General features: G+C 72.2%; 24 protein-coding genes and 2 pseudogenes. 17 read left to right on the forward strand and 9 right to left on the reverse strand.

The genetic code is table 11. From position 1 onward, the window contains the following. The first annotated feature begins 88 nt into the window (after positions 1-88). Both IEZ20_RS17385 and IEZ20_RS17390 read left to right on the forward strand, forming a co-directional pair. Complete coding sequence (locus IEZ20_RS17385; RefSeq protein WP_189299485.1) at positions 89-1,090, forward strand: zinc-dependent alcohol dehydrogenase family protein; 1,002 nt, start codon at positions 89-91, stop codon at positions 1,088-1,090. 69 nt (positions 1,091-1,159) lie between these two features. Then, a complete protein-coding gene (locus IEZ20_RS17390; RefSeq protein ID WP_189299487.1) occupies positions 1,160-2,314 on the forward strand; it encodes a betaine/proline/choline family ABC transporter ATP-binding protein in 1,155 nt (384 codons plus the stop codon). 31 nt (positions 2,315-2,345) lie between these two features. On the opposite strand, the gene IEZ20_RS17395 is transcribed toward IEZ20_RS17390, so the two are convergent. Genes IEZ20_RS17395 through IEZ20_RS17410 form a run of 4 tightly spaced genes read right to left on the reverse strand, consistent with a single transcriptional unit; the run spans position 2,346 to position 5,387 of the window. Then, positions 2,346-3,287: an ABC transporter substrate-binding protein gene (locus IEZ20_RS17395; RefSeq protein WP_189299489.1), complete on the reverse strand. Its 942-nt coding sequence runs from the start codon at positions 3,285-3,287 to the stop codon at positions 2,346-2,348. Beyond that, positions 3,284-3,955 carry an ABC transporter permease gene (locus IEZ20_RS17400; RefSeq protein WP_189299491.1) on the reverse strand — a complete coding sequence of 224 codons (672 nt, stop codon included), beginning with the start codon at positions 3,953-3,955 and terminating at the stop codon, positions 3,284-3,286. The genes IEZ20_RS17395 and IEZ20_RS17400 overlap by 4 nt, the downstream gene beginning before the upstream one ends. A 28-nt stretch (positions 3,956-3,983) precedes the next feature. Further along, positions 3,984-4,754, reverse strand: coding sequence for an ABC transporter permease (locus tag IEZ20_RS17405; protein ID WP_189299492.1), 771 nt, complete (start codon positions 4,752-4,754; stop codon positions 3,984-3,986). Between the two features lie 60 nt (positions 4,755-4,814). Beyond that, entirely contained in the window at positions 4,815-5,387 is a 573-nt protein-coding gene (locus IEZ20_RS17410; protein WP_189299494.1) for a TetR/AcrR family transcriptional regulator, read from the reverse strand. 153 nt (positions 5,388-5,540) lie between these two features. Here IEZ20_RS17410 and IEZ20_RS17415 point away from each other — a divergent pair, with 153 nt between their 5' ends. The 3 genes from IEZ20_RS17415 to IEZ20_RS17425 all read left to right on the forward strand — a co-directional run bounded on the left by IEZ20_RS17415 (position 5,541) and on the right by IEZ20_RS17425 (position 8,881). Further along, entirely contained in the window at positions 5,541-6,398 is an 858-nt protein-coding gene (locus IEZ20_RS17415) for an AAA family ATPase (RefSeq protein ID WP_189299496.1), read from the forward strand. After that, the gene (locus IEZ20_RS17420; protein WP_189299498.1) at positions 6,395-7,777 is read left to right on the forward strand and encodes a vWA domain-containing protein; all 1,383 of its coding nucleotides are present in this window, start codon (positions 6,395-6,397) and stop codon (positions 7,775-7,777) included. Before IEZ20_RS17415 ends, IEZ20_RS17420 begins: the two co-directional genes overlap by 4 nt. A 129-nt stretch (positions 7,778-7,906) precedes the next feature. Next, a complete protein-coding gene (locus tag IEZ20_RS17425; RefSeq protein WP_189299500.1) occupies positions 7,907-8,881 on the forward strand; it encodes a D-cysteine desulfhydrase family protein in 975 nt (324 codons plus the stop codon). A gap of 221 nt (positions 8,882-9,102) precedes the next feature. Here IEZ20_RS17425 and IEZ20_RS17430 read toward each other — a convergent pair whose 3' ends face one another. The 3 genes and pseudogenes from IEZ20_RS17430 to IEZ20_RS40885 form a co-directional block, all read right to left on the reverse strand. Further along, the gene (locus tag IEZ20_RS17430; RefSeq protein ID WP_189299502.1) at positions 9,103-9,459 is read right to left on the reverse strand and encodes a cupin domain-containing protein; all 357 of its coding nucleotides are present in this window, start codon (positions 9,457-9,459) and stop codon (positions 9,103-9,105) included. Positions 9,460-9,618: 159 nt separating this feature from the next. Further along, positions 9,619-9,753, reverse strand: a complete 135-nt coding sequence (locus IEZ20_RS40385; RefSeq protein WP_256464651.1) for a hypothetical protein — start codon at positions 9,751-9,753, stop codon at positions 9,619-9,621. A 106-nt stretch (positions 9,754-9,859) separates the two neighbouring features. Then, positions 9,860-9,919: pseudogene (locus IEZ20_RS40885) on the reverse strand (hypothetical protein); the annotation flags it as partial. A gap of 80 nt (positions 9,920-9,999) precedes the next feature. Between IEZ20_RS40885 and IEZ20_RS17440 the strand changes: the two are divergent. Together IEZ20_RS17440 and IEZ20_RS17445 are read left to right on the forward strand one after the other, a co-directional pair. Then, positions 10,000-10,599, forward strand: a complete 600-nt coding sequence (locus tag IEZ20_RS17440) for an HD domain-containing protein (RefSeq protein ID WP_189299504.1) — start codon at positions 10,000-10,002, stop codon at positions 10,597-10,599. Between the two features lie 2 nt (positions 10,600-10,601). Continuing rightward, complete coding sequence (locus IEZ20_RS17445) at positions 10,602-11,168, forward strand: GNAT family N-acetyltransferase (protein WP_189299506.1); 567 nt, start codon at positions 10,602-10,604, stop codon at positions 11,166-11,168. A 49-nt stretch (positions 11,169-11,217) separates the two neighbouring features. Here the strand turns inward: IEZ20_RS17445 and IEZ20_RS17450 are convergent, their stop codons facing one another. Continuing rightward, positions 11,218-12,198: a LysR family transcriptional regulator gene (locus tag IEZ20_RS17450; protein WP_189299508.1), complete on the reverse strand. Its 981-nt coding sequence runs from the start codon at positions 12,196-12,198 to the stop codon at positions 11,218-11,220. A gap of 126 nt (positions 12,199-12,324) precedes the next feature. On the opposite strand from IEZ20_RS17450, the gene IEZ20_RS17455 reads away from it, so the two are divergent. From IEZ20_RS17455 to IEZ20_RS17485, 7 genes are all read left to right on the forward strand, one after another. Further along, positions 12,325-13,290: a pirin family protein gene (locus IEZ20_RS17455; protein WP_189299509.1), complete on the forward strand. Its 966-nt coding sequence runs from the start codon at positions 12,325-12,327 to the stop codon at positions 13,288-13,290. 906 nt (positions 13,291-14,196) lie between these two features. After that, a complete protein-coding gene (locus IEZ20_RS17460; protein ID WP_189299511.1) occupies positions 14,197-14,745 on the forward strand; it encodes a DUF5994 family protein in 549 nt (182 codons plus the stop codon). Between the two features lie 223 nt (positions 14,746-14,968). Continuing rightward, positions 14,969-15,214: a hypothetical protein gene (locus IEZ20_RS17465; protein WP_189299881.1), complete on the forward strand. Its 246-nt coding sequence runs from the start codon at positions 14,969-14,971 to the stop codon at positions 15,212-15,214. 94 nt (positions 15,215-15,308) lie between these two features. Next, the gene (locus IEZ20_RS17470; RefSeq protein ID WP_189299513.1) at positions 15,309-15,578 is read left to right on the forward strand and encodes a hypothetical protein; all 270 of its coding nucleotides are present in this window, start codon (positions 15,309-15,311) and stop codon (positions 15,576-15,578) included. A gap of 306 nt (positions 15,579-15,884) precedes the next feature. Continuing rightward, positions 15,885-16,856 (forward strand): STAS domain-containing protein, encoded by a 972-nt coding sequence (locus IEZ20_RS17475; protein WP_189299515.1) that lies wholly within the window; start codon positions 15,885-15,887, stop codon positions 16,854-16,856. Between the two features lie 202 nt (positions 16,857-17,058). Then, complete coding sequence (locus IEZ20_RS17480; protein WP_229896113.1) at positions 17,059-17,520, forward strand: DUF5994 family protein; 462 nt, start codon at positions 17,059-17,061, stop codon at positions 17,518-17,520. 139 nt (positions 17,521-17,659) lie between these two features. Continuing rightward, complete coding sequence (locus tag IEZ20_RS17485; RefSeq protein WP_189299517.1) at positions 17,660-18,853, forward strand: PP2C family protein-serine/threonine phosphatase; 1,194 nt, start codon at positions 17,660-17,662, stop codon at positions 18,851-18,853. Between the two features lie 30 nt (positions 18,854-18,883). Here IEZ20_RS17485 and IEZ20_RS17490 read toward each other — a convergent pair whose 3' ends face one another. Continuing rightward, positions 18,884-19,366 (reverse strand): DUF5994 family protein, encoded by a 483-nt coding sequence (locus tag IEZ20_RS17490; RefSeq protein ID WP_189299885.1) that lies wholly within the window; start codon positions 19,364-19,366, stop codon positions 18,884-18,886. A gap of 299 nt (positions 19,367-19,665) precedes the next feature. Between IEZ20_RS17490 and IEZ20_RS17495 the strand changes: the two are divergent. The 3 genes and pseudogenes from IEZ20_RS17495 to IEZ20_RS17505 form a co-directional block, all read left to right on the forward strand. After that, positions 19,666-19,794, forward strand: a pseudogene (locus IEZ20_RS17495) (pirin family protein); the annotation flags it as partial. Between the two features lie 626 nt (positions 19,795-20,420). After that, positions 20,421-23,285 (forward strand): LodA/GoxA family CTQ-dependent oxidase, encoded by a 2,865-nt coding sequence (locus IEZ20_RS17500; RefSeq protein ID WP_229896114.1) that lies wholly within the window; start codon positions 20,421-20,423, stop codon positions 23,283-23,285. Then, entirely contained in the window at positions 23,282-24,451 is a 1,170-nt protein-coding gene (locus IEZ20_RS17505) for a tryptophan 7-halogenase (protein ID WP_189299519.1), read from the forward strand. Before IEZ20_RS17500 ends, IEZ20_RS17505 begins: the two co-directional genes overlap by 4 nt. The last annotated feature ends 7 nt before the right edge of the window (positions 24,452-24,458 follow it).

Below are 24,458 nucleotides of genomic sequence, written 5' to 3' on the forward strand. Positions count from 1 at the left end.
GCTTGTACGAAAACCTTCGTAGTTTGACAGCTCTCGTACTTTGTCGGAGAGTGGTCCGCGATCACCGGTGCGACAAGGGGGAGTTGACATGGCGAAGACGGTGCGGTTCCACGAGACCGGCGGGCCGGAGGTGCTGCGGCTGGAGGATCTGGAGCCGGGTGAGCCGGGCCCCGGAGAGGTGCTGCTGCGCATCGAGGCGATCGGGGTGAACCGGGCCGACGGGCTGTTCCGCAGCGGCCGGTACATCGAACCGGTCAAGCGGTTCCCGGCCCGGCTCGGCAACGAGGCGGCGGGCGTGGTGGAGGCCGTCGGCCCCGGGGTGACCGGAGTCGTGCCCGGGCAGCCGGTCGGTGTCGTGCCGAACTTCTCGCACAACGACTACGGCGTCTACGCCGAACGCGCGCTCGTCCCCGCCTCCGCGCTGCTCCCCCGCTCCCCCGGGACGGACCCGGTCAGCGGGGCGGCCGTGTGGATGCCCTACCTGACCGCGTACGGCGCGATGGCGGAGGTCGGCGGGATCCGGCCCGGGGACGTGGCCGTGGTGAACGCGGCCTCCAGCGGTCTGGGTCTGGCCGCGATCCAGACGGCGAACCGGCTCGGCGCCACGCCCGTCGCCGTCACCCGGACCCGCGCCAAGCGGCGACGGCTGCTGGACGACGGCGCCGCCGAGGTGATCGTCTCCGACGAGGAGGACGTGGCCGCCCGGGTGCTGGAGCTGACCGGCGGCCGGGGCGCCGAGCACGTCCTCGACGCCGTCGCCGGGCCGGGCGTGCGGGAACTGGCCCGGGCCGTGGCCGCCGACGGCACGCTGCTGCTGTGGGGGATGCAGAGCGGCGAACCCACCCCCTTCCCCGGGTTCGACCTGGGCATGCCCCCGCTGAACATGCGCACCTACACGGTGACCCGGGAGGTCCTTGCGATCCCGGAACGGATGCGGCGCGCCGTCGCCTTCGTCGACTCGGGGCTGCGCACCGGCACCCTGCGCCCGGTGGTGGACCGGACCTTCCCGCTGGAGGACGTCGTCGAGGCCCACCGGTACATGGAGGCGGGCACGCAGTACGGCAAGATCGTGCTGACGGCCGGGCGCTGACCGCCCCGCCGTCCGCCGGTCGGGGCACGGCGGGATGAGGCCCGGGCCATGCTGCCGTAGCGTGAGGGAATGGTCCGGTTCGAGCAGGTCACCAAGCGGTACCCGGACGGGACGACGGCCGTGGACGACCTCTCCTTCGAGGTGTCCGAGGGCGAACTGGTCACGCTCGTCGGCCCCTCCGGGTGCGGCAAGACGACCACCATGATGATGGTGAACCGGCTCATCGAGCCGACCTCCGGCCGGATCCTCGTCGGCGGCGAGGACATCGCGACCGTCGACCCGGTGCGGCTGCGCCGCCGGATCGGGTACGTCATCCAGCAGGTGGGCCTCTTCCCGCACCGCACCGTCCTGGACAACACCGCGACCGTGCCCGCGCTGCTCGGCTGGAAGCGGGCGAAGGCGCGGGCGCGGGCGGCCGAGCTGCTGGACCTGGTGGGCCTCGATCCGAAGACGTACGGGCCGCGCTACCCGCAGCAGTTGTCCGGCGGGCAGCGGCAGCGGGTCGGCGTGGCGCGGGCGCTGGCCGCGGATCCGCCGGTGCTGCTGATGGACGAGCCGTTCGGCGCCGTCGACCCGGTGGTGCGCGAGCAGTTGCAGGACGAGTTCCTGCGGATGCAGGCCGCCGTGCGCAAGACGGTGCTGCTGGTCACGCACGACATCGAGGAGGCCGTCCGGCTCGGCGACCGGATCGCCGTGTACGGGCAGGGCCGCATCGAGCAGTTCGACACGCCGGGCGCGGTGCTCGGGGCGCCCGCGACGCCGTACGTCGCCGGTTTCGTGGGCACGGACCGCGGGCTGAAGCGGCTGTCGGTCACCGCGATCGAGCGGGACGACCTGGAGCAGCCGCCGGTGGCCCGGCTGGACGAGCCCGCGGGGCGGGCGCGGGAGCGGCTGCGCGCCGAGGGCGCCCGCTGGGCGGTGGTCCTGGACGCGGGCGGCGACCTGCACGGCTGGGTCGGCATCGACGAACTGGTGGCGGGCGGCACGGTCGGGGACCTCACCCACCGGATGACCGCCTGGGTGCCGGTCGGCGCACCGCTGAAGCAGGCGTTCGGGGTGATGCTCCAGTACGACGCCGGGTGGGTCGCGGTGCTGGAGGGGGCCCGGTTCCTCGGCGTGCTGACCCCGGCCAAGCTGCACGAGGCGCTGCGCCGCTCGGTGGACGCGGACGCGCGCGGGGTGACGCGGGGACAGGTGCCGTTCGACTCGGTGGCGGACGCCTGACCGGGTTCGGGTGGCGGAGGCCTGGCCTGGATCACTTCAGCAGGCCCTTGTCCTTCAGATAGGTGCGGGCCACGTCGGCCGGCAGTCGCCGCCAGCTGTCGACCTGCTGGTTCATGGCGGCCAGGTCGCCTGTGGTGAGGACGTCGTTGAGCCTGCCGAGCGCCTTCGCCACACCGGGGCCGCCCGCGCGGGAACGGTTGACGACCGGGACGACGTAGTCGGCGTTCTGCAGGTGCCGGTCGTCGGCGAGCAGGACCAGTCCGAAGGAGCCGAGGGTGGCGTCGGTGGTGGTGGTCAGCACCATCTGGTCCCGGCCGGCCTGCACCGCCCGCTTGGCCTGGGTGGTGCCGACGCCCTTGGGGTCGACGCCGGTGACGTCGATGCCGTACACCTTCCGCAGGCCCGGCGCGCAGTACGGCCGTTGCACGCACTCGTCGCCCGCCGCGAGCCGTACCCGCAGTCCGGAGGCGCCGAGGTCGCTCAGGGTCCTCAGCCGGTGCCGGCGGGCGTAGGCGGCGGTCACCGCGAAGGCGTTCTGGTCGACGGCCCGGCCCGGCGGGAGCACGGTGAGGCCGCGGGGCGCGGTGAGGGCACGCAGCGCCCGCATGGTGGCGCCGAGGTCGGGTGAGCCGACCGGGGCGGCGTCGGCACCGTGCGTCTTGGCACCCAGCCAGTCGGCGAAGGTGGCCGCGTACTCGGGGACGACGTCGATCTGGCCGGACTCCAGGGCCGGTTCGTACAGTTCCCGGTTGGCGACGGTCAGGAGGGACGTCCGGTAGCCGGCCCGGTTCAGCAACTGGGCGTACAGCTGGGCGAGCAGATCGCTCTCGGTGAAGCCGGCCGAGCCGACGGTCAGGTGGCGGCTGTCGCCGGGCGGTGCGGTGACCCGGCCGCGGTTCTCCAGGGACGGTCCGGTGGCACAGGCGCCCAGCGCGAGGAGCGCGAGCGCGGCCAGGGCCGTACGGCCCCTCACCGGCCGCTCCTGGCCCAGGCCGGTGCCAGCCGCTCGGCGATCTCGAAGACGCCCTCGACGACGAGCGCGAAGACGGCGACGAGCAGCGCACCCGCGACCACCATGGGTGTGCTGGCCAGGTTGAAGCCGGCCGTGATGATCCGGCCGAGGCCGCCGCCGCCCGCGAGCGCGGCGATGGTGGCGGTGGCGACGAGCTGGACGGCGGCGATCCGCACCCCGTTCAGCAGCAGGGGGAACGAAAGGGGCAGTTCCACGTGGAACAGCAGCTGCCGGCCGGTCATGCCCATGCCCCGCGCGGCCCGGACCACACCGCGGTCGACCTCGCGCATCCCGACGTAGGCGTTGGTGAGCAGCGGCGGTATGGCGAACAGCACCAGGGCGACCACCGTCGGCCCCTCGCCCCACCTGCCGACCGGTGTCAGGAGCAGCAGGACCAGCACGGCGAAGGTGGGGACGGCCCGGCCGACGTTGGAGATGTTCACGGCGAGCGCGCCGCCCCTGCCGAGGTGGCCGAGGACGAGGGCGACGGGCAGGGCGATCAGGCAGCTGAGGAGCAGGCAGACGACGGTGAGCCCGAGATGCTGGAGCAGCCGGCGCCGGATGCCGTCGTCGCCCGACCAGTGCGCGGGGTCGGTGAGCCAGTCCCAGGCGGCGGTGAGGGTGTTCATCCGCGGACCGTCCGCGGCCGGGCGGGGCTCATCGGCGCGCCTTCCACGGCCGGGGGGCCGGTCCCGCGGCCGCCCACGGCCGGGAGGCTGATCCGGGAGCCTTCCACGGCCGGCGGGCTCTTCCTCGGGCGGGCCGTGTCCAGGGGGTGATCAGCCGCTGCACACCGAGCAGGAGGAGGTCGGCGGCGACGGCGATCAGCACGCACAGCACGGACGCGGTGAGCACCTGGGCCTTGAAGTAGGTGTTCATGCCCGCGTAGATGAGGTTGCCGAGCCCGCCGAAGCCGACGATCGCGCCCACGGTGACCAGGGAGACCGCCGAGACGGTGGCGATGCGCAGGCCGGCCGTCGCGGCGGGCAGGGCGAGGGGCAGCTCGACGGTGAGCAGCAGGCGGACCGGGCCGTAGCCGAGGCCGCGCGCGGCCTGCCGGGTCTCCTCCGGGACCGCGCGCAGGCCCGCGAGGATGTTCCGGACCAGCAGGGTGAGCGAGTACAGCACCAGCCCGGCGACGACCAGGGTGGCCGAGAGGCCGTAGAGGGGCAGGAGCAGGGAGAACATGGCGAGCGACGGGATGGTGTACAGGATCGTCGTGACCGCGAGCACCGGGCCGGCCGCCCAGGCCCAGCGGCGGGCCAGCACCGCGAGCGGCAGCGCGACGGCCAGGCCGATCAGCACTGACAGGAAGGTCAGTTGGAGGTGCTGGACGACCGCGTCCAGCAGGATCTGGCGGCGGGTGCTCAGATAGGCGCCGCAGATCCATTCGTTGCGCGCGAGGCAGTCGTCGGGGGGCGCGGTCACGGTTTCATTGGACCGGGCGGGCGACCGGATCGGCGCGCTGGGCTGGCCCGTCCGGGGGGGCTACCGGACCCCCGCCGCGTCCAGCAGGGCGGTCGCCGTCGCCGTGGCGAGCCCGTCGTCCAGGTGCTCGATCCTCGCGCCGGCCCGGGCGCTGGCACCGTCGAAGACCAGCAGGAGCTGGCGGGCGAGCAGCCCGGGATCGCGGGCACCGCCCCGCTCCGCCTCGGCGCGGAAGCTCTTCTCCAGGCCTTCCTTGACCTCGCGCGCGACCACGCTCGCCGGGTGCCCGGGGTCCTTCAGTTCGACCAGCGCGGCCAGGTAGGGGCAGCCGTGGTAGCCGGGGTCCGCGGCACCCTTCTCCAGCTGTTCGAAGACGTACAGGATGCGCTCGCGCGGGCTCGCGGCCTCCGGGTCGGGGTGCGTGAACAGGGTCAGGTACCGCGGGACCCGTCGCTCCAGGCTCGCGGCCAGCATCTCGTCCTTGCTGTCGAAGAGCTGGTACATCGACCGCTTGGAGACACCCGCTTCCCGGCAGAGCGCCTCGACGCCGATGGACACGCCGTCGCGGTACGAGAGCCGCGCGGCGGCGTCGAGGAGCCTCTCGCGCGGGGACGCCTTCTGTGTGCCGGCCATACGGCGAGGTTACCGCGCGGTGAAACCGATCGGTGTGTTCCCTGGCCCGCACCCCTTGGCGCCGGAGCTGAACAAGCGCTTAGATAGGAGGGCGGGACCTGCGACCGCACACCCGACGAACCGTCCACGCCCCCCGAACCGCCGGAGGCCCCGTTGTTCACGTCCGTCGACGACGTCTCCGCCCGCCTCGCCGAGACCGGCTACCTCGCCTCGCCCGCCGTCGCCACCACCGTCTTCCTCGCCGCCCGGCTGGGCAAGCCGCTGCTGGTCGAAGGCCCCGCCGGGGTCGGCAAGACCGAGCTGGCCAAGGCCGTCGCCCAGGTCGCCGGCGCACGCCTGGTCCGGCTCCAGTGCTACGAGGGCGTCGACGAGTCCCGGGCCCTGTACGAGTGGAACCACGCCAAGCAGCTGCTGCGCATCAGCGCGGGCCGCGACGAGAGCTGGGACGAGACCCGCACCGACATCTTCAGCGAGGAGTTCCTGCTCCCCCGCCCGCTGCTCACCGCCATCCGCGGCGACGAGCCGACCGTGCTGCTCATCGACGAGACCGACAAGGCCGACGTCGAGATGGAGGGGCTGCTGCTGGAGGTGCTCAGCGACTTCCAGGTCACGGTCCCCGAGCTGGGCACGGTCACCGCGACCCGCCGGCCGTTCGTCGTGCTCACCTCCAACGCCGGCCGCGAGCTGTCCGAGGCACTGCGCCGCCGCTGCCTGTTCCTGCACATCGGCTTCCCGGAGGAGGAGCTGGAGCGGCGGATCGTACGGCTGAAGGTGCCGGGCCTCGGCGAGGCGCTGACCGAGTCCGTGGTCCGGGTGGTCGGGGCGCTGCGCGCGATGGACCTGCGCAAGGCGCCGTCCGTCGCCGAGACCGTCGACTGGGCGCGCACCCTGCTCGCCCTGGGCGCCGGCACTCTGGACGAGACCGTCGTGCGGGACACCCTCGGGGTGATCCTCAAGCACCAGGACGACATACAGAAGGCGGCGGCCAAGCTCGACCTGGACGCGCTGTGACCGCCGTCGCCGACCGGATCGCCGGCCTGGCCGCGGCGCTGCGCGCGCACGGGGTGCGGATCGGCACCGGCGAGACCGTGGACGCGGCCCGCGCGGCGGAGGCGCTGGGCCTCGCGGACCGCGAGCTGCTGCGCGAGGGGCTGGCCGCGACCCTGCTGCACGGTCCGGGCCAACGCGCCCTGTTCGACGCGGTCTTCGACCTGTACTTCCCGCGCGGTGTCGGCGGCCCGCAGGACGCCCCACGGGACCGGGAGGCGCTGCGCGACCGGCTCGCGGACGCGCTGGCCGCCGACGACCGGGCCCTGATGGCTCGGTTGGCGGCGGAGGCGGTCGACGGCCTGGGCGGGTACGGCAGTTCACCGGGCTCGGACGGCTTCTCGGCGTACCAGACCCTGGAGCGGCTGCGGCCCCAGACCCTGCTGGCCCGGGTCCGGGCCGACGTCCGGGGCCGGGGCGGCGGCGGCAGCGGCAGCGGCAGCGGCAGCGGCAGCGGCGACGGGTTCGCGGACCGGCTGTTGGACGACGAGATCAGGCGCCGCATCGAGGAGTTCCGGCGGATGGTCGGCGCGGAGGCACGCCGCCGGGTCGCGGAGCGGCGCGGGCGGGACGAGATCGCGCGGCGCGGTGTCCGGCCCACCGCCGACCGGGTCGACTTCCTGTACGCCAACCGGGACCAGCTCGCCGAGCTGCGCAGGGCGGTCCAGCCGCTGGCGCGCAAACTGGCCACCCGGCTCGCCGCGCGGCGCCGCCGGGCCGCGCGCGGCACGATCGACCTGCGCCGCACCCTGCGCTCCTCGCTGTCCACGGGCGGGGTGCCGATGCGGCCGGTGCTGCGCCGGCGCCGCCCCGTCCGCCCCGAACTCGTCCTGCTCTGCGACGTCTCCGGCTCCGTGTCCGGCTTCTCCAACTTCACCATGCTCCTCGTGCAGGCCCTGCACGACCAGTTCAGCAAGGTCCGCGTGTTCGCCTTCGTCAACCGGCTGGACGAGGTCACCGGCCTGCTCGGCCACGGCCGTGCCGACCCCGACGGACTCGGCGCCCGGATCCGCGCCGAGGCCACGCTCACCGGCTGGCACGGCAGCAGCGACTACGGCATGGCGCTGGGCGAGTTCGCCGAGCGGTACGGCGGTGCGGTCGGCCCGCGTACGACGGTGTTCGTGCTCGGTGACGCGCGGACCAACATGAGCGACCCGAACCTCCCCGCCGTACGCGAACTCGCCCGGCGGGCCCGGCGCGTCTACTGGCTGAACCCCGAACCGCGCGACCGCTGGGGCACCGGCGACTCGGCCGCGCCGGCCTACGCCGAACTGGTCGAGATGCACGAGTGCCGCACGGCACGACAGCTCAGCGGGCTGATCGCGGCACTGCTGCCGGTGTGACGCCGGGCGCCCGGACGTGGTCCACTGTCCGGCGACGCCGCGATCCGCCGGCCGACGACACCGAGACCACCGGCCGACAACACCGAGATCCACAGCCGACGACACCGAGACCGCCCCGAGGACGCCGCCATGCACCACCCTCCCGTGCCACTGGGCACCTTTCCCACCCCACTGGAACCGGCGCCCCGGCTGGCCGCCGCACTCGGGCTCGGCCCGGACGACCTGTGGGTGAAGCGGGACGACCTGACCGGCCTCGGCGGGGGCGGCAACAAGATCCGCAAGCTGGAGTGGACGGTGGGCGCGGCGCTCGCCGAGGGCGCGGACACGGTCGTGACCACGGGTGCCCCGCAGAGCAACCACGCCCGGCTGACCGCCGCCGCGGGCGCCCGGCTCGGCCTGGACGTCGTCCTCGTGCTGCGCGGCACCCCGGGCACCTCACGCTCCGGGAACCTGGCCCTGGACGGCCTCTTCGGCGCCCGGCTCGCCTGGGCCGGCGAGGTGGACCAGGCAGGGCTGGACACCGCGGCGGCCGAGGTCTGCGCGCGCCTGCGGTCCGGCGGCGCCCGCCCGGCGCTGATCCCGTTCGGCGGTTCCAGCGTCCTGGGCGCACGCGGCTACGTGCGCTGCGGCGAGGAACTGCGCGGGCAACTCCCGGACCTGCGGACGGCGGTGGTGGCGCTCGGCTCGGGCGGCACCATGGCGGGCCTGGTCGCGGCCCTCGGCAGCGGGTCGGTGCTGGGCGTCGACGTGGGCGCGCTGACCGACCCGGCCGCGGCGGTGTCGGACCTCGCCGCGGCCCTCACGGACGCGGAGGTCACGCCGGAGGGGCTGCGGATCCGCCGGGACCAGGTGGGCGCCGGGTACGCCACCCTGACCGCCCCGGTGCGCGAAGCCCTCCGGCTCGCCGCCCGCACCGAGGGTCTGGCCCTGGACCCGATCTACACGGGCCGTGCCCTGGCCGGACTCCGGGCAGCCGTCCAGGACGGCGACATCCTCCCCGGTGAGAGGACGGTCTTCCTCCACACCGGCGGCCTGCCCGGCCTGTTCGGCCACCCGGACGCGGTCGCGTTCGCGGAGGAACAAGCGGGGGTCTTCGACGCGTGAGGCGGGGCCGGCGCCCGGCCCCGGACGGCCCGGGGCACCCGCACAGGCCACGGCAACCGACCCACACCGCCCACGGCACTCGCCCCGCACAGGCCACCGGGCCGCACCAGGCGCGACCCGATGCGACCCGGCGCGGCCCGGTGCGGCCCGGTGCGGCCCGAGGGGGAGATCTCGCGGCCCGGGACCCGGCGCTCCGGTGCCGGCGCTCTCCTCACCCCTCGCTAACCCTTCGCGTACTCCTTCGCCATCATCCCGGCGAAGTCGTACACCACGACCTGCTCGTCACCGACCACCCAGGCGTCGTGGCCGGGCGGGCAGACGAAGACGTCGCCCGGGCCGACCTCGGACTCGCCGCCGTCGTCCATGCGCAGGTGCATGCGTCCCTGCACCACGAACCCGTTGTGGTGGACCATGCAGCTCTCGGTGCCCGCGATCGGTGCCACGCACTCCGACCAGCGCCACCCCGGTTCGAACGTGCCCACCGCGAAGTCGAGCCCGGTCAGGTGGAGCGCTTCGAGGTGGCCGCGGGGGAAGTCGCGCCGTTCGTCGGGCTTCTCGACCGTCTTCACTTCCAGCATGACGGTGTCCTCCCTTCCGGCCGCCGACCGCGGCCGGGGCCGGCCCCCGTCCCCGGTGGCCTCGGGCGGCACCGGTGCTGCGGCGGTGGCCGTACCCCACGCCACCATCGTCGGCCCCGCAACCGGGCCACGCCATCCAGGCCGTGCGGGACAACGATGTCAGGTCCGGACCGCCGCCCGGCGCGCGGTCCGCAGGGCGGCGAGGTAGACGAGGTCCAGCAGCAGGCAGCCCGCGTAGAGGCAGTGCAGGAGAGCGGTGTCGTGGCGGGGCGCCGGGCCGGGATCGGTGAGCATCGCCAGGGAGGCGCAGGCCGTGTCCAGCAGCTTGGCCAGGGCAGCCGATGGCGAGGTCGAAGCAGAACCAGACGATGTCGACGACGTGCATGACGCCGGAGGGAGGCCGCACGAACGCGAACGTGAACTTCCAGCTGATGTTGGTGGCGAAGGCGACGACCGGCATCCCGAAGGCGCGCTCCCGCAGTCCCGTGCGGATGAGCAGCACGTAGCCCTGGGGTGCGCGTCGTTGACTACTCTGGCACGGTGACAGCCGGCGACACACCGTCGATCGCGACGGACGACACCGCGGACCCGCCCCTGCGTCCCCTGCCCCGGCGGGCCGTTCCGCTGCTGGAGCGGGTGGACGCACCGCCGCGCCTGGTGGCGCACCTGAGGGCGGTGCACGACGTCGCCGCCCAGGTCGTGGCGTGGGTGCGGGAGCACTGTCCCCGGCTGGAGTTCGACGCGGAGGCGGTGCTCTTCGGCGCGGCCACGCACGACATCGGCAAGGCCCTGCACCCGGCCGAGCTGTCCGGGCCCGGCGCCCGGCACGAGGCGGCCGGGCGGGAGTTGCTGCTGGCGCACGGGGTGCCCGCGGAACTCGCCCGGTTCGCCGGCACGCACGCCTCCTGGACGGCTCCCGGCACCGGCGTGGAGGACCTGCTGGTGAGCCTGGCCGACAAGGTCTGGAAGAACAGGCGCGTCGCGGAGCTGGAGGACCTGGTGGTGGCGCGGCTGGCCGAGGCCGACGGACGCCCGGCCTGGCAGTGGTTCATGGAGCTGGACGAGGTTCTCACCGCCCTCGGGGAGGGTGCCGACCGTAGGCTGGCGTACCAGATGGCCCACCCCCTCACGCGAAGGTGACCATGTTCGCGCTCCCTCTCGGTGCCGACGGCGCCGCGTTGTGCCCGCTCCCGCCCTGGCGGGCCGAGGAGTTCCTGGCCCACATGGATCGGGGGCGGGAGTTCATCGGGCGGTTCAACGGACTGCCGGACGTGGTCACGGACCTGGCCTCGAGCCGGGCGTTCCTGGAGGCCTACGCCGCGAAGGAGGCGGCCGACGCGGGCCTCATCCGGGCGATCCGCCTCGACGGCGTCCTGGTGGGTGCGGTGATCCTGCGTCAGATGGATGTGCCGCAGGGTACGGCGGAGGCGGGCTGCTGGCTTGAGCCGGCCGCGGTGGGCCGGGGCCTGGTGACCCGGGCGGCCCGGACGCTCATCGACTGGGCGATCCGGGAGCGGGGCGTCCACCGCGTCGAGTGGTGGGTGGCGGCCGGCAACGCGCCCAGCATCGCGGTCGCCCGCCGGCTCGGCATGCGCAAGGAGGCCGTGCTGCGCGGGAGTCACCCGCACCGGGGCGAGCGGCACGACGAGGAGATCTGGGCGGTGCTGGCACCGGAGTGGCCGGCCGCGCCCGCAACCGGCAGGGCCTGAACCCCGCCACACCCGCAACCGGCACCGCCTCAGCGCCGCCGCCCCGCCGCTACCACGTGCGCGCCGCCCGCAGCAGCAGAGCGCGGACGCGGGCGACGTCGGGGTTGTCGACGGCTCCGGGACGCTGGACCAGGAAGCCGGTGTTGATCGGCGGGTCCTCCGGTTCCAGCAGCGCGACGAGCGCGCCGGAGTCCAGCAGGTCCTGGCACAGATAGCGGGGCAGCACGCTGAACCCGGCGCCCGCGGCCACCGCCGCCAGGACCCCGCGCAGGTCGGGCACGGTCACCGCGGCGGTACGGGACAGGCGCCGGCCGAAGACGTGCCGCCAGTAGCGGCGGGCGATCGGCAGGTCCTCGGCGTAGGTGATGAGCGGAACCCCCTGCAGGACGCCGGGATCCAAGGCACCCTGTACCGCGGCCCCACCCCGTACCGCGACCCCGCCCCGTACGGGGGCCTCTCGTCCCTCCGGGTCCTGGGCGCTCCGGCGGTCCGCCAGCCGCTCGGCCCAGACCGGGGCCGCGACCAGCACGAACTCCTCGTCGCTCAGCGGCACGGCGTGCAGGGTGCGGCCGCGCGGGCGGTGGGTGGCGACCACCAGGTCGTGCCGGCCGGCGCGCAGTTCGTCCAGCAGCGGATCGGTCAGCCCGGTCGCCACCCGCAGCCGTACGCCCTCGGCGACCAGGGGGGCGAGCGCCGGCAGGGCCAGGGTGCACAGGAGTTCCGCCGGTCCGGCCAGATGGACGGGCTCGGCCCGGGTGCCGGCGGCCGGGGTGGGACGGGCGACCGCGGCCAGTTCGTCCAGGGGCGCGGCGATCCGGGCCGCCAGTTCGTCGGCCACCGGCGTCGGCGTCACCCCGCGCGGCAGCCGTTCGAACAGCTCCCGCCCGGTCTGCCGCTCCAGCGCCCGCATCTGCGTCGTCACCGTCGGCTGCGACAGGCCCAGCAGGCGGGCGGCGCCGGTGAACGACCCGGAGCGGTACACCGCGAGGAAGGTGCGCAGCAGGTTCAGGTCCAGGGAAGCGGTCTCCACGCTCCGAGTATCACCGCCTCTGCCCGCGAGACCGGCGGGGGCCGGCGGCGCGGAGCGTTCATCGACCGGAGGAACGCCGTCCGCACTGCTCCTCCCGCACGGAGTGCGGGCGCTAGGTTGGGCGGCATGAGCAACCTTGACCGCGCGCCCGTGCCCAGTGTCTGCGGCGGCCGTGGATTCGTCGTCGCCGAGCCGGTCCGCGAACTGCTGAGTCCCCGTCGGGTGACGCTGGGCGGGTCGGCCGAGGTGCGGCGGCTGCTGCCGAACCTCGGCCGGCGCATGATCGGCGCGTGGGCCTTCGTCGACCACTACGGCCCGGACGACATCGCCGACGAGCCCGGCATGCAGGTCCCGCCGCACCCGCACACCGGGCTGCAGACGGTCAGCTGGCTGCACGAGGGCGAGGTGCTGCACCGGGACTCCACCGGCAGCCTGCAGACGATCGGGCCCCGGCAGCTCGGCCTGATGACCTCGGGCCGCGCGATCAGCCACTCCGAGGAGAGCCCCCGCCCGCACGCCCGCTTCCTGCACGGCGCCCAGCTGTGGGTGGCGCTGCCCGGCGAACACCGGCACACGGAACCCTCGTTCGAGTACCACCCCGAGCTGCCCACGGTGACCGCGCCCGGGCTGACCGCCACCGTGATCCTCGGCGACCTGGACGGCTCCCGCTCCCCCGGTACGGCGTACACCCCGATCGTCGGCGCCGACCTGGCCCTGCGCCGGGGCGCCGAGGCCCGGCTGCCGCTGGAGCCCGACTTCGAGTACGGCGTGCTGGCCATGTCCGGCGAGGTGCGCGTGGACGGTGTGCCGGTGCTGCCCGGCTCGCTCCTCTACCTGGGCTGCGGCCGGTCCGCCCTCCCGCTGCGCGCCGAGTCCGACGCCGGGATCATGCTGCTGGGCGGCGAGCCGTTCGCCGAGGAGCTGCTCATGTGGTGGAACTTCATCGCCCGCTCCCAAGAGGAGATCGTACAGGCCCGCGAGGACTGGACGAAGGGCACCCGCTTCGGCGAGGTGACGGGGTACGACGGAGCTCCGCTGCCCGCGCCGGATTTGCCGGGAGTACCGCTGAAACCACACGGAAGGGTGCGCTGACCTGCGGAAACATGGGCTGCTGCCCCCAGCCCTTCGCACAGGGTCTCCGCTTGGCATCCAACCAACACTTTCGTGCCGCGAGCACCCTCGAACGCTTCCACAAAGCGCCTCCAGGGATGCCCGCGATTCCAAGGTGTGGCCATCTGCGAGCAGCTTTGGTCGGACGAATGCTGACCCAATGCTGACTTTCCTGACAGGCCGTCAGCAGACAGTGAGGTGGTTGCTTTACCGCTGCGAGCCCAACAAGGAGGCCGTCTTCCGGACGCCGTCGCCAGCCGGGGCTGGTTCTGAAGTGAACGGGCTTCACCGCGACAGCTGTCACAGGGCCGACCAGGGAGGTGACTGTAGGGATCCCACAGACACGGGTGCCCGTCGACGTGGGCGAAGCCTTCGCCGCGCTCGGTCGGCGGCGGGTCCGCCCTCGCCTTCGGGACAAGAGGGTGGTCGGGCCCGCGCTGGGAGGACCCGCCCGGGACCGACCCGCACCCAGGTCAGTGGATCGTGACCGGTGCATCGGCGCCTCCCAGCGGGAGGACACTACGGGCGCCGTACCTCCAGACGTCATTCCCTGGGCGTGCGGTGTTCCCGGCCCGTCCGAGGGGCTTTCGTGGGACCCCGTGCACCTGATGACTGCTGGTGTCGGCCGGGATCTGTTCGGTCTGGATGACGGTGCCGGTCCGCACAGCCCTGGCCATCGCGGCACGGGCCGCGCCGCCGCCGCTCACCGGCGGCTCCGGACAGCGCCCTCTCGGGAAAATGCCTGGTCACGTACACGTTTGGGGGCATCGCAACGGCGTAGAGTGAAAGCACCGGGAGTACTTCGCACACCGGCCGCCATGTCGGTGTCGTTCCTGGCGAGCAACAACACCGGGACGTCGAAGACAGCCCCGGGGACAGGTCCGCGTCATGACTGCGACCATCGACCATGCGATCATCGAAGAGCGGCTGTCCTCAGCGCCGGCCCGGCTGTCCCTGACCCCGCCGGCCTCGGCTCCAGGTCTCCTGGACGGTGCCTGGTGGCCCCGCTCCCGCGATCTCCTCCGGGAGATCCCCGGCCTGACGGACGCGCTGGACGCACGCTGGGGCCGGATCACCCGCGTCATCGTGAACCCGGCCCACTGGCCCGTCATCCCGCACAAGGTGCCTGTCACCGGGCACATCGTGCACGTCGGCTGGTTCGCCGCCGAGCAGGACCCGAACAAACTGATCCTCCTCTCCTACACGGTGGGCCGCCTGGACCTGCTGGTGATCCCACCGGAGACGGAGCCGACCGCCGCCGCCCGGCTGATGGCGGCAGCAGCCGTTCCGGGAAGCCTCTGCACCGCCAGCGGTCTGATGGCCGACGAGGCCATGAGCCGCAACGCGGCAGAGGTCCGGAGCCGGGAAGAGGAATGGGAGACCGACGGCGGAGCCGCTTCGGCGGCTGGGCTCTTGAGTTCCTACCCGAGGAGGTGAGGACGTGGAGACAGTCGTCATGATCGCCGTGCTCATCGTCGTGATCAGCGCGGGAATGTTCGTGATCCACCGGCTCAACGCTCAGCATGCCGAAAGGATCGGTGGCTTCCACTACAGCGACGCCCTACCGGGAATCGGTCGGCGGAACCGGAAGAGCCCGGGGGCGGCCGCCTCGAGTGGGTCCCCTGGCGGCGCCCCACTCCGTGAGGACCAAGAGGGCACCATGAAGTCACCGGAGTGGCCGCCGACCGGGCACGCGCAGGTCCGGATCCTCGCCGCGACCCCGGAGGCGGCTCGCCCTGTCGCGGAGGTCCTCCGCCGTTGCTTCGACGCCACCGAACAGCGCAGCTACCCAGCAGGCGCCGACGGCGGAACATGTCTCCACCTCACGGTGGACACCACGCGCATGGCAGAGCCGGCGCGCTCCTGGCTGGTGACCAGCCGGTCCTCCTCGGGCGATCACACTTAGCCGGACGAAATCCGAGGCGAAGGCCCTCGACGGAGGCCAAGGAACGCCCTGGCCAGACGTTGTGCGGAGATGCCGGCACGAAAGGCAGGCAGCCATGGCGACACTCCAAGAGCGGAAGCACTACCGCGAGGCGATCATGCAGACCCTGTATGAGGCCGTGGAAGGTAATCGCCTCCTCGGCACCACCGGGGTGAAGCTGTGCCACGATCTCGCCATGCCCTCGGAGGACCTGGCGGCGGCCTGCACGTACTTGGCGGTCGAAGGGCTGATCGAGGTCGACTGGGCACGCGGAAACACACCCGCGATGGTCACACCGACGCACAAGGGGATCCAGTTCATGGAGGCCGAGGAGGCGCGGGGCTGACGCGGCGCGGAGGTGCTGTGCGTGGACTTGGTTTCCTGCGTGGTGGGGGCCGTGACGGGGTGCTCGCGGCACGTCGAGGTGGGGTGCGGGCGGCGTATGGTGGAGGTACCGAGGGCATCACGCACTCCGGCTGCCACGCCGAGGTCGTCCTCGGCTAGAGATAAACCCCGGGCCGTCCGAGCGGTCGGTGCGGAGACGGGTTGGGCTCATGTCCGCCGCGGTCGAAGCAACTTTGCGCACGTTCACCGTAGCTGCGCTCGCTCCGCGCGCCCTCGCTGGCGTGTGCCCCTGCCGAGGAGAGGCGTGATGGTCCTTTCCCGGCTGGACATCCACCGGCGGAACCGCGGGGAGCAGGCGCTCGTCACACTCGCCGGTACGATCGGACCGGCAACGGTGCCGCTGCTGCGGGCCGCACTGGAGCAGTGTCTGCGCGACGGAGTCACCGTCATCGACATCGACCTGACCACGGTCAACTCCTGCGACTCCAAGGGCCTGGACGTCTTCCTGGGGGCGTCCCATCGCGCCGGCCGGGTGCACGCCTCCCTGCAGCTGCACCACCCGTGCGCACAAATCACCCGGCTCCTCTCCGCAACCGGATCCACTTTGCTCCTCGCGCCCCCCACCAGTCCCGCGCCACCGGAGCTGCTCGGCGACCTCATGCGTACCGGGACGCGGACGCCTGATGAACCCGCTCGTGGGCCGGATCAGCCGGCTCTCAAGGACGGGATCCGTCTGCGCCGGCTGACCCGTTGGCAGGTCGAGGGGGTGCGGGAGGACATCGCGGACCTGGCCATGGCGTCCGTCGCGGGCACCCCTGGTGAGGCGTTCCACGACCGTGGGGACTTCGTGCACCGCCTGGCGGTCAGTGCCCTCCGTCCCGGCTTCGCCCTGTTGGTCGCCGAGACGACGGTGCTGGTCGGTTGCTCCTTCGGATTTCCGGTGGGCCCTGACGGCCCCGGCCGCGGAGGGCTCGACCGAACGCTGCAGGAGAGCATCCAACGGCTCACCGCCTGCGCACGATTCGTCGTACTCACTCAGGTCGTCGCCCGTCCGCACACTCAGCACCGCGACATCGCCCGCCGCCTGCAGCAGCGCCTGCTCACCGACCGGCACGCAGCCCTGGGAGTCGCCCTGCTCCATCCGTTCGACCAGGCTGGACAAGCCGCCCTCGAGTCCTGGGGCTGGCAGAACCTCGGAGAGATCGTCGGGCTGCCCGGCCCGGTCGCCCCGTGCGTGCTGATCCTGCCCGTGGAAAGGCCGTCCCCGGCGAGCCGGTGATCAAGCAAAGGGACGATGAGCCGGCAGCCGGGACGGCCGAGCCCCTTGCCACCTACACGACGGTTGAGCGCCGCACCGTGTGCCGTGGCCGGAGTAGGCTGATGTGCACCGAGAGCTATTCGGCCGCGCGACCATGGCGGAGCCGTTCCCGGCGAGTGACAGACGCGGGCAGCCGTAGGCCGCCCGGGACGGGGATCGCACGATGGACGCTGTCAGCAAGCCCGCCGAGGGTACATCACCAGGTGACGCACATAGCTATCGGATGCCTTTGCCCCGGCTGAGTGTCACACCGGACATCAGCCACGGCACCGCGCTGGTCGGCTCCTTGGACCCGGCTGTCGGCACCGTCATCCGCGTCACCGTGGACACCGCGTCCTGGCCCGATGCCCCGCAGACGGTGCTTGCGCCCGGCCACGTGATCGAGGTGTCCCTGACCGGCCTCGCCGCCGAAGCGCATGCCATCACCCTGGACTGCGGCACGGTGGGTCGCTGGGAACTGCTGGTGATCCCACCCGAAGAGCCGGCCGGAGCGGCCAGCCGGCTGCTGTCCGCCGCCGCTGACCCCGAGAACCCGCTGTCGGCGCCGCGCATCCTGGCACTCGCCGAGAATGGCCTCGACGGAGAAGCCACATGGGAGTCGGAGGGAGGCCCCGGATTCAGGTGAGGGCCTGATGCCGTCGGGCCCATGTGACCGGTCGGCCGCTTCGGTCGTCGACGTCCCCCGGTGGAGCGATGGCACGAGAAATCTCTTCGTCGTCCAACCCCTCCGCAACCGGTACGTGCGGATCATGGCGGGTGAGCGGATGACGTCCGAACGGCGCGCGGACCGCTCCGAGAGCTTCGGGGAAGCGCTGCTGGGAGCGGTTCTCGATCGCGCGCACGAGCTGCCTCCCCATCTGATCGGGCCGCTTGTCGCCGAGGTGGTGGAGAAGTTGGGGGGCCGCCGTCCGCAGGTGCTGCTGCAGGACTACGGCCAGCTGCTACTCGTGCCCCTGCCCGGTGAGGGCCTCACGGACGGGGAGCCACACATGATCGACGGCTCCGAGGCGGGCCGCTGCTTTCTCGACGCGATCCCCGTCGAGCTGCCCGAGGAGGACGGCGTCCGGGTCCATATGCCGCTGCTGGATGGCGGCGACCAGGTGGGGGTCATGGCGGTGACCCTGGACAGCGTCGATGACGACGACCGCCGCCTGCTGCACCGGATCTCCGGCCTGGTGGCCGACCTATTGGTGACCAAGCACGGCTATTCCGATTTGTTCTTCCGTGTCCGACGTGGTGAGGCGATGAGCGCCGCCGCGGAGATTCAGTGGTCTCTGCTGCCGCCGCTGGCGATGATCATGCCCAGGGTCGCCGTGGCCGGGATCCTGGAACCCGCCTATGACGTGGCCGGCGACAGCTTCGACTACGCCCTCAACGGCGACGTCCTCCACGTGGTCATGATCGATGCGATGGGCCACGGACTGGACGCGGCCACGATGGCCACCGTGGCCATCGGCGCCTACCGCCACGCCCGCCGCCTCGGCATCGGACTGTCGGAGATCTACGACTTCATGGACCGCGCCGTGGCGGAGCAGTTCGGTCCCGAGCACTTCGTCACCGCGCAGATGATGCAGCTGGACACGACGATGGGACGGGTGCAGTGGGTCAATGCCGGGCACCCGCCCCCGATCCTCGTCCGCGACCACCGCGTCGCGAAGCGCCTGGTCGCCCCGACGACCCTCCCGGTCGGCCTGGGCGGTTCACAGCCGCGGATCAGCGAACTGGGGCTGGAGCGCGGTGACCGCATCCTCTGCTTCACCGATGGAGTGGTCGAGGAGCACAAGTCCGGCGGGGAGGAGTTCGGGGAGGACCAGCTGATCGACTGTGTGAACCATCTGGAGAGGACCGGCCGCGGGGTCCGGGCGGTGACCCGTTCCCTGTCCCACACGCTCAAGCGGGCGCGGGGCGGACACACCACGGATGACGCGACGCTGCTCATGGTGGAGTGGCGCGGCTGACCTCACCGGCCTCGGTCGAGGTGCGGCGCATCAGTCCGACGGCTCCTGCCCGCGTCCGGTATCGATGAGGATCTGCTCAGCCTGGCTGATGTTGTCTGCCCGAACGGCCTGGGCCATCGCGACGCGGGCGGCCTCGGGTGTCGCGCTCGGCGGGACCACCAGCAGCGAGAAGAGGTCCCGGTCGCCCCGGGTGATCAGGACGGTGTCGTCACCCACGGGGAAGGAGTCGATGTGCACCACCCGGTCGTCGACGACGATCCGCGTCGGGAGCCCTGCCCAGGCCGCGGTGTCCAGCCCGACGCGGGTGACGGGGCCGAGGTGCCTGGTGAGGGCGCTCAGCAGCTCGGGCAGCTCGGCAGCGATGTCGCGCGACCGCGGCCACCACGCACCATCCAGCACACCTTCCCGCGACTCCGTCGTCTCCAGCCGGAGGAGCGCGCACCCCGGACGCACAGCCTGATGAACGCCGCTCGGCAGATGCAGGGAATCAAGGGGTGAATCAGAGCCGACCATGAGGACCACCCGTCTTCGGGGGCCGGTGCGAACACGGGACTCGCCTCGCCCCTCCCACGCTACTCTTCCCGTGGCGATGGCTGCGGGAACGGGCACTGAATTCCGGCGAGTCCGTAGGCCCCAGGCGCCCTCATGCCTAACCCACCGGGGCCGTACGCCCAGTCCGCGACGAGATCAAGAAGCGCGTCGAGGCAGCGGTCCGTGGCTTCGCTGGGCGGGTGACTTCAGGGGAGACCGACATCGTTACCCTGGCGGTTCTTCGTAGTCGGATCGGGGGCATCCGGACCGCGCCCGCTGGCGTGGAGCAGGCCCGCGCGGACTGGATGACGGGCAGCCGCGTCGGCGAGGTGAAGGGCTACGACGGGAAACCGCTGCCCGCACCGGAGCTGCCGGCCCTGCCGCTGAAGCCCCGGGGAAGGACGCGCTGACCTCGGAAAACCCAGGGTTCCGGTCCAGGGCGTTCGGGACCGTCTCCTCTCCTGTCCGGCCACGAGGAACCCTGGTGGCGCGGGTCCTTGGGTGCTGCCTCTCCGAGGCTGCCCGTGTTTCCAAGGCTCCGCTCGCGTCCCGCCCCGAAAAGCGCCGAATTGCCGGTCCGTCGCCCGTGGGCCGACGCAAGCCGGGCTCCCCACAGAATTCCTTCATTCGGCCCCAGTGCACAGCTCGGTGACCTTCCTCGGATCTGGCGGGAGAGAGCTGTCCGTTCCCGGAGCCGGACGCTCACATACGCGCAGCCGCCTCGGTTCTCAGGGTCACTCCAGGGGTACTCCGGCGTGCTGGTCCCTACATGTTCGTGCACGCTGGTTCGGAGGCGGATGGGCGGGAGGGGGCGTTCGCCGGGCCACTGGATCAGCAGACTGGTCACTGACGGGAGCATGACATGATGGGGACCCCCGAACCCTTCACCGAAGGCGCAGGACAGCCGCAGCTTCCAGGGTGCGCCGAAGGAGCGGCCGTCGCGCTGAAGCAGATGTTCGTCGATATGACCCAGGGCGAGCGCATATCCCGCGGTCAGGAACCAGCGAAACGGCCGGTATTCCTCAAACCGCACGGCGTGGCCCGTGGAATGCTGACGGTCTCCCCCGACCTTCCGCCCGAACTACGGCTCGGCTTCCTGCAACGCGCCCATGAACAGGCCGACGGGCTGACCGCGTGGGTACGTTTCTCGAGCGACACCGTTCCCGGTGCTCCCGATTTGAAGACCACCCTCGGCCTCGGCATCAAGCTGTTCGGAGTGCCCGGCCCGAAGCTGCTGGAAGGCGACAACGAGGCCACCACCCAGGACCTGCTGCTGCAGAACCACGACGTCTTCTTCGTCGACACGGCCCAGGACATGTGCGAGTTCACCAAGGCCGGTGTCGTCGACGGGAGCTACGAGCCGTATCTGCGGGACCACCCGGTCACCCGGGAGATCCTCGACGCGATGGCCAAGTTCGAGGAGAGCACGCTGACGGCGACGTACTGGGGCGTACTGCCCTACGCCTTCGGCTCTGAACGCTTCGTCAAGTACAAGCTGGTGCCCGCGGGTTGTGAACCCGGCGACCCGGCGGCGGTGCCGGCGGACGAGGATCCCACGTATCTGAGCGCTGACCTGCGACACCGACTCGCGGCGGGAACTGCGGCCTTCGACCTGATGCTGCAGTTCCGTACCGACCCCGAGCGCATGCCGCTGGACAAGGCCACCGTGCGCTGGGAGGAATCCGGGAGCGCACCGGTGAAGGTGGCCCGGCTGACCCTCCAGAAACAGGACATCACCGCCCGGGGCCAGGCCGCCTACGGTGAGAACCTCGCCTACAACCCCTGGCACAGCCTCGTGGAGCACCGCCCCGTGGGCAGCATCGCCGAAGTACGGAAAACCGTCTACCGTGCCTCGGCCGAACAGCGCCGCGACGTGAACGGCATCCCGGCGACCGAGCCCGGCCCCGCTCGCCCGCAGATCACACCGCCGCCCGGCCGCGACACCCGGATCGTCAGAGCCGCCGTGCACCCCGCGATCGGAGTAGCCCGGGTCGGCGACAGCGCGCAAGAGTACTTCCTCGGCCCCGAGGTCGACCATCCGGCCGCGCAGCCCACCGGGAGCTACAAGGACGACACCGGCGCCCTGAAGCGCCAGGCAGTCCGGTTCCGGGTCTACGGTTACAACGCCGCCGGCGAGCCGGTCGCCGAACTGACAGCCGACAACGCGGATCTGCGCTGGACCGTGCATGTCGCCAACTCGAAGGCCGCGTGGTACCAGTTCCAGCTTGCCCTCGACATCCCTGAAGCGGCCGACGCCATGGAGAGCAACCTGCGCAACCCCGACGTCCCGGCCGCTCAGCGCAGCCGCTTGGTCATCGACCCCGGTTCCCGGTCAGTGCGCGGCCGTAACCGCTCCGGCAAGCCTGAGTACCGATTCGACACGGGCACCTTCATGGAGCGGCCCGTCTACCTGGGCGAGCTGCGCACCGACGACAGTGGTCGGCTGATCTTCCTGGGCGGCCGGGGTGTCTCGGCGACGGTCACCGGAAAACCCGCCGAGGACTTCGCCAACAACGACGGCTGGCACGACGACGTCTCGGACGGACCGGTCACTGCAGAAGTCAGCATCGCCGGGCGGTCGATCCCGGTCGATCCGGGCTGGGTGGTGACCGCACCGCCCAACTACGCTCCGGAACTGACCTCGGTGCGCACCATGTACGACCTGATGCGCGACGTCTTCGTCACCAATGGCCTCCTGCCCGAACCACAACAGGTCTCATTCACTCAAGAGGTGCTGCCCGTGCTGCGCCGGCTGTGCGAGCTTCAGTGGGTCAACCAGGGGCTGGCCGCCCAGTTCGGGCACGGTGGACGTGAGCACTTCCTCGATCCTGACAGACTCGTCGCCCTGGCGGATCCCTCACCCGCCTGCCGGGAACTGCGTCGTCAGGTCTGGCTCATGATGCGCGACTACGACCGTGACGGGACGTCGCCCGTGCCGTGGCCGGCGGTCTACGGCGACGGAATGAGCCTGCCGCCCCAGACCCCGCGCCACCACGTGACGCTCTCCTCGCTCCAGTACCGCCTCTTGGAACGATGGGCCCGCGGTGACTTCGTCGCCGACTACGACCCGCAGGCCGTGCCGCCCGCCTCCCTCGACGACGTCCCGCTCTCCCAGAGACCTCAGACCCTCGACCGGTCGGCCCTTTCGTTCTGCCTGGCCGACGCCTTCCACCCCGGCTGCGAGCTCACCTGGCCGATGCGCCACACCAGCTTGTACAGCGGTCCGTTCAGGGTGCGTCACCGCGATCCGTCCGCGCCGCGCCCGCGCCCCTACGGACCGACACTCACCCAGGATGCCATCCGCTCCTTCGACGGCCCGCTCCACTCCCAGGGGCCGGGCGACCTGACCCGTTGGATGGCCGTGCCCTGGCAGACCGACACCGCGAGTTGCAAGTCCGGCTACGAGTTCCTCGCCCTTACCTACGGGTTCGGCCCCTACGACCCGTACCTTCCCACCTTCTGGCCGGCCCGGGTGCCCAACCAGGTACTCGCCGAGGAGGAGTACGAGATCGTCGTCGACACCTCCCGCCCCATGACGGAGCGACTGGCCGCGTTCAACAAGCGGCGCAGCTGGCTCCGCTGGCTTCCCGGCGACTACTCCGGATCCATCAACGCCATGGTGACGGACTTCGGCAAGCTCGGTGTCGTCGAGCGCCGCCCCGGGCCGACCGACGATCCCCGCTTCCCGGCGGAGCTACTCGTCGAGTCCGAGGTCAGCTTCCCACGTGAGCCTGCCCCGCCGGCCCTGCGCAACCTGGTCAGCGTGCACGTCCCCCTCGGCGCCGATCCGGTACGCGGTCCGGCTGCCATGGCCACCGCGGTCACCATGGCGGACCTGCCCGACGAGGAGGTTTCGGCAGGCTTCATCTCGAAGGTCAAGCGCTTCCGGCACAGCCGGTGACCCCGTCCGTGCGCCCGGCCGGGCAGGTGGACGTCACCGTGGCGGGCGGCGGCCCGGCGGGTTCCGTGGCGGCACTCATCATGGCGAGTGCCGGGTACCGCGTCCTGCTTTTCGACGACGGCCCGCATTCCATACCGCGATCTGGTCGAACCGCGTTCAAGATCGGGGAGTCCCTGCCGCCCGCCGCCCACCCGCTCTTGCGCGACCTCGGGCTGCTGGACGGCTTCCTGGCTGCCGGGCACCCCAGGTCCACCGGCACCTACAGTGCCTGGGGATCGGAGGAACTGCGGGGCCACAGCCACCTGTTCGATCCGTACGGGCACGGCTGGCACCTGGACAGGCTCCGCTTCGACGCCTTTCTGCGGGACGCGGCCGTAGCAGCAGGCGCCGAACTACGGCGAGCCACAGTGCTCGAGCAGCTCGGCAGCCGCCTCATCGTCCGCGAGCGGGGCTCGGCTGCCGTGACGGAGTTGCACAGCCGTTGGACGGTCGACGCCACCGGCCGGCGTTGCGTCATCGGCCGCCGACACGGCCGTCGCCGTCGGCAGGATCGGCTCATCACCGCGTACGCCGTGTTCCGGGACCGTCACCCCGCGCACCCGGAGGGCCAGGAGGACGTCGAGGCGCGCACCCTCGTCGAGGCCGCACCCCACGGCTGGTGGTACACCACCCGGATCCCGGCCGGGCGCCTGGTTGCCTATCTGACCGACCGCGACCTCGTGGAACCGTCTCTTCGTACCCCTGAAGGATTCTGGCGCGACCTTGCCCGAACCGGGCACGTGTACCACCGGCTGGAAGGCTACGACCCCGCTTCAGCTCCCGTGCCGCGCTGGGCACCTGCGCACGGTCTGCAGCTCACCCCCGCCGCCGGCCCGGGTTGGGTGGCGGCCGGGGATGCCGCCCTCGCCTTCGACCCACTCTCCTCGCAGGGCATCCTCACTGCGCTGCTCACCGGTGCCCGTGCCGGACAGACCGTGGCCGCGTGCCTGGCCGACGCGGGCCGGACGGGCGCTGCGCTCGCCACCTACACACAGTTCCTGGAGGGCATCGCCGCAGCGTACCGCAGGCACCATGCGTACGCGTACGACCAGGAGCAGCGTTGGCCCTCCAGCCCCTTTTGGCAGCGTCGCCGAAGAGTCGTGAAGACCGTGCCCGGCATGGCCTGAGGAACGG

It is taken from the genome of Streptomyces cinerochromogenes (genome assembly GCF_014648635.1).
Lineage (GTDB): Bacteria > Actinomycetota > Actinomycetes > Streptomycetales > Streptomycetaceae > Streptomyces > Streptomyces cinerochromogenes.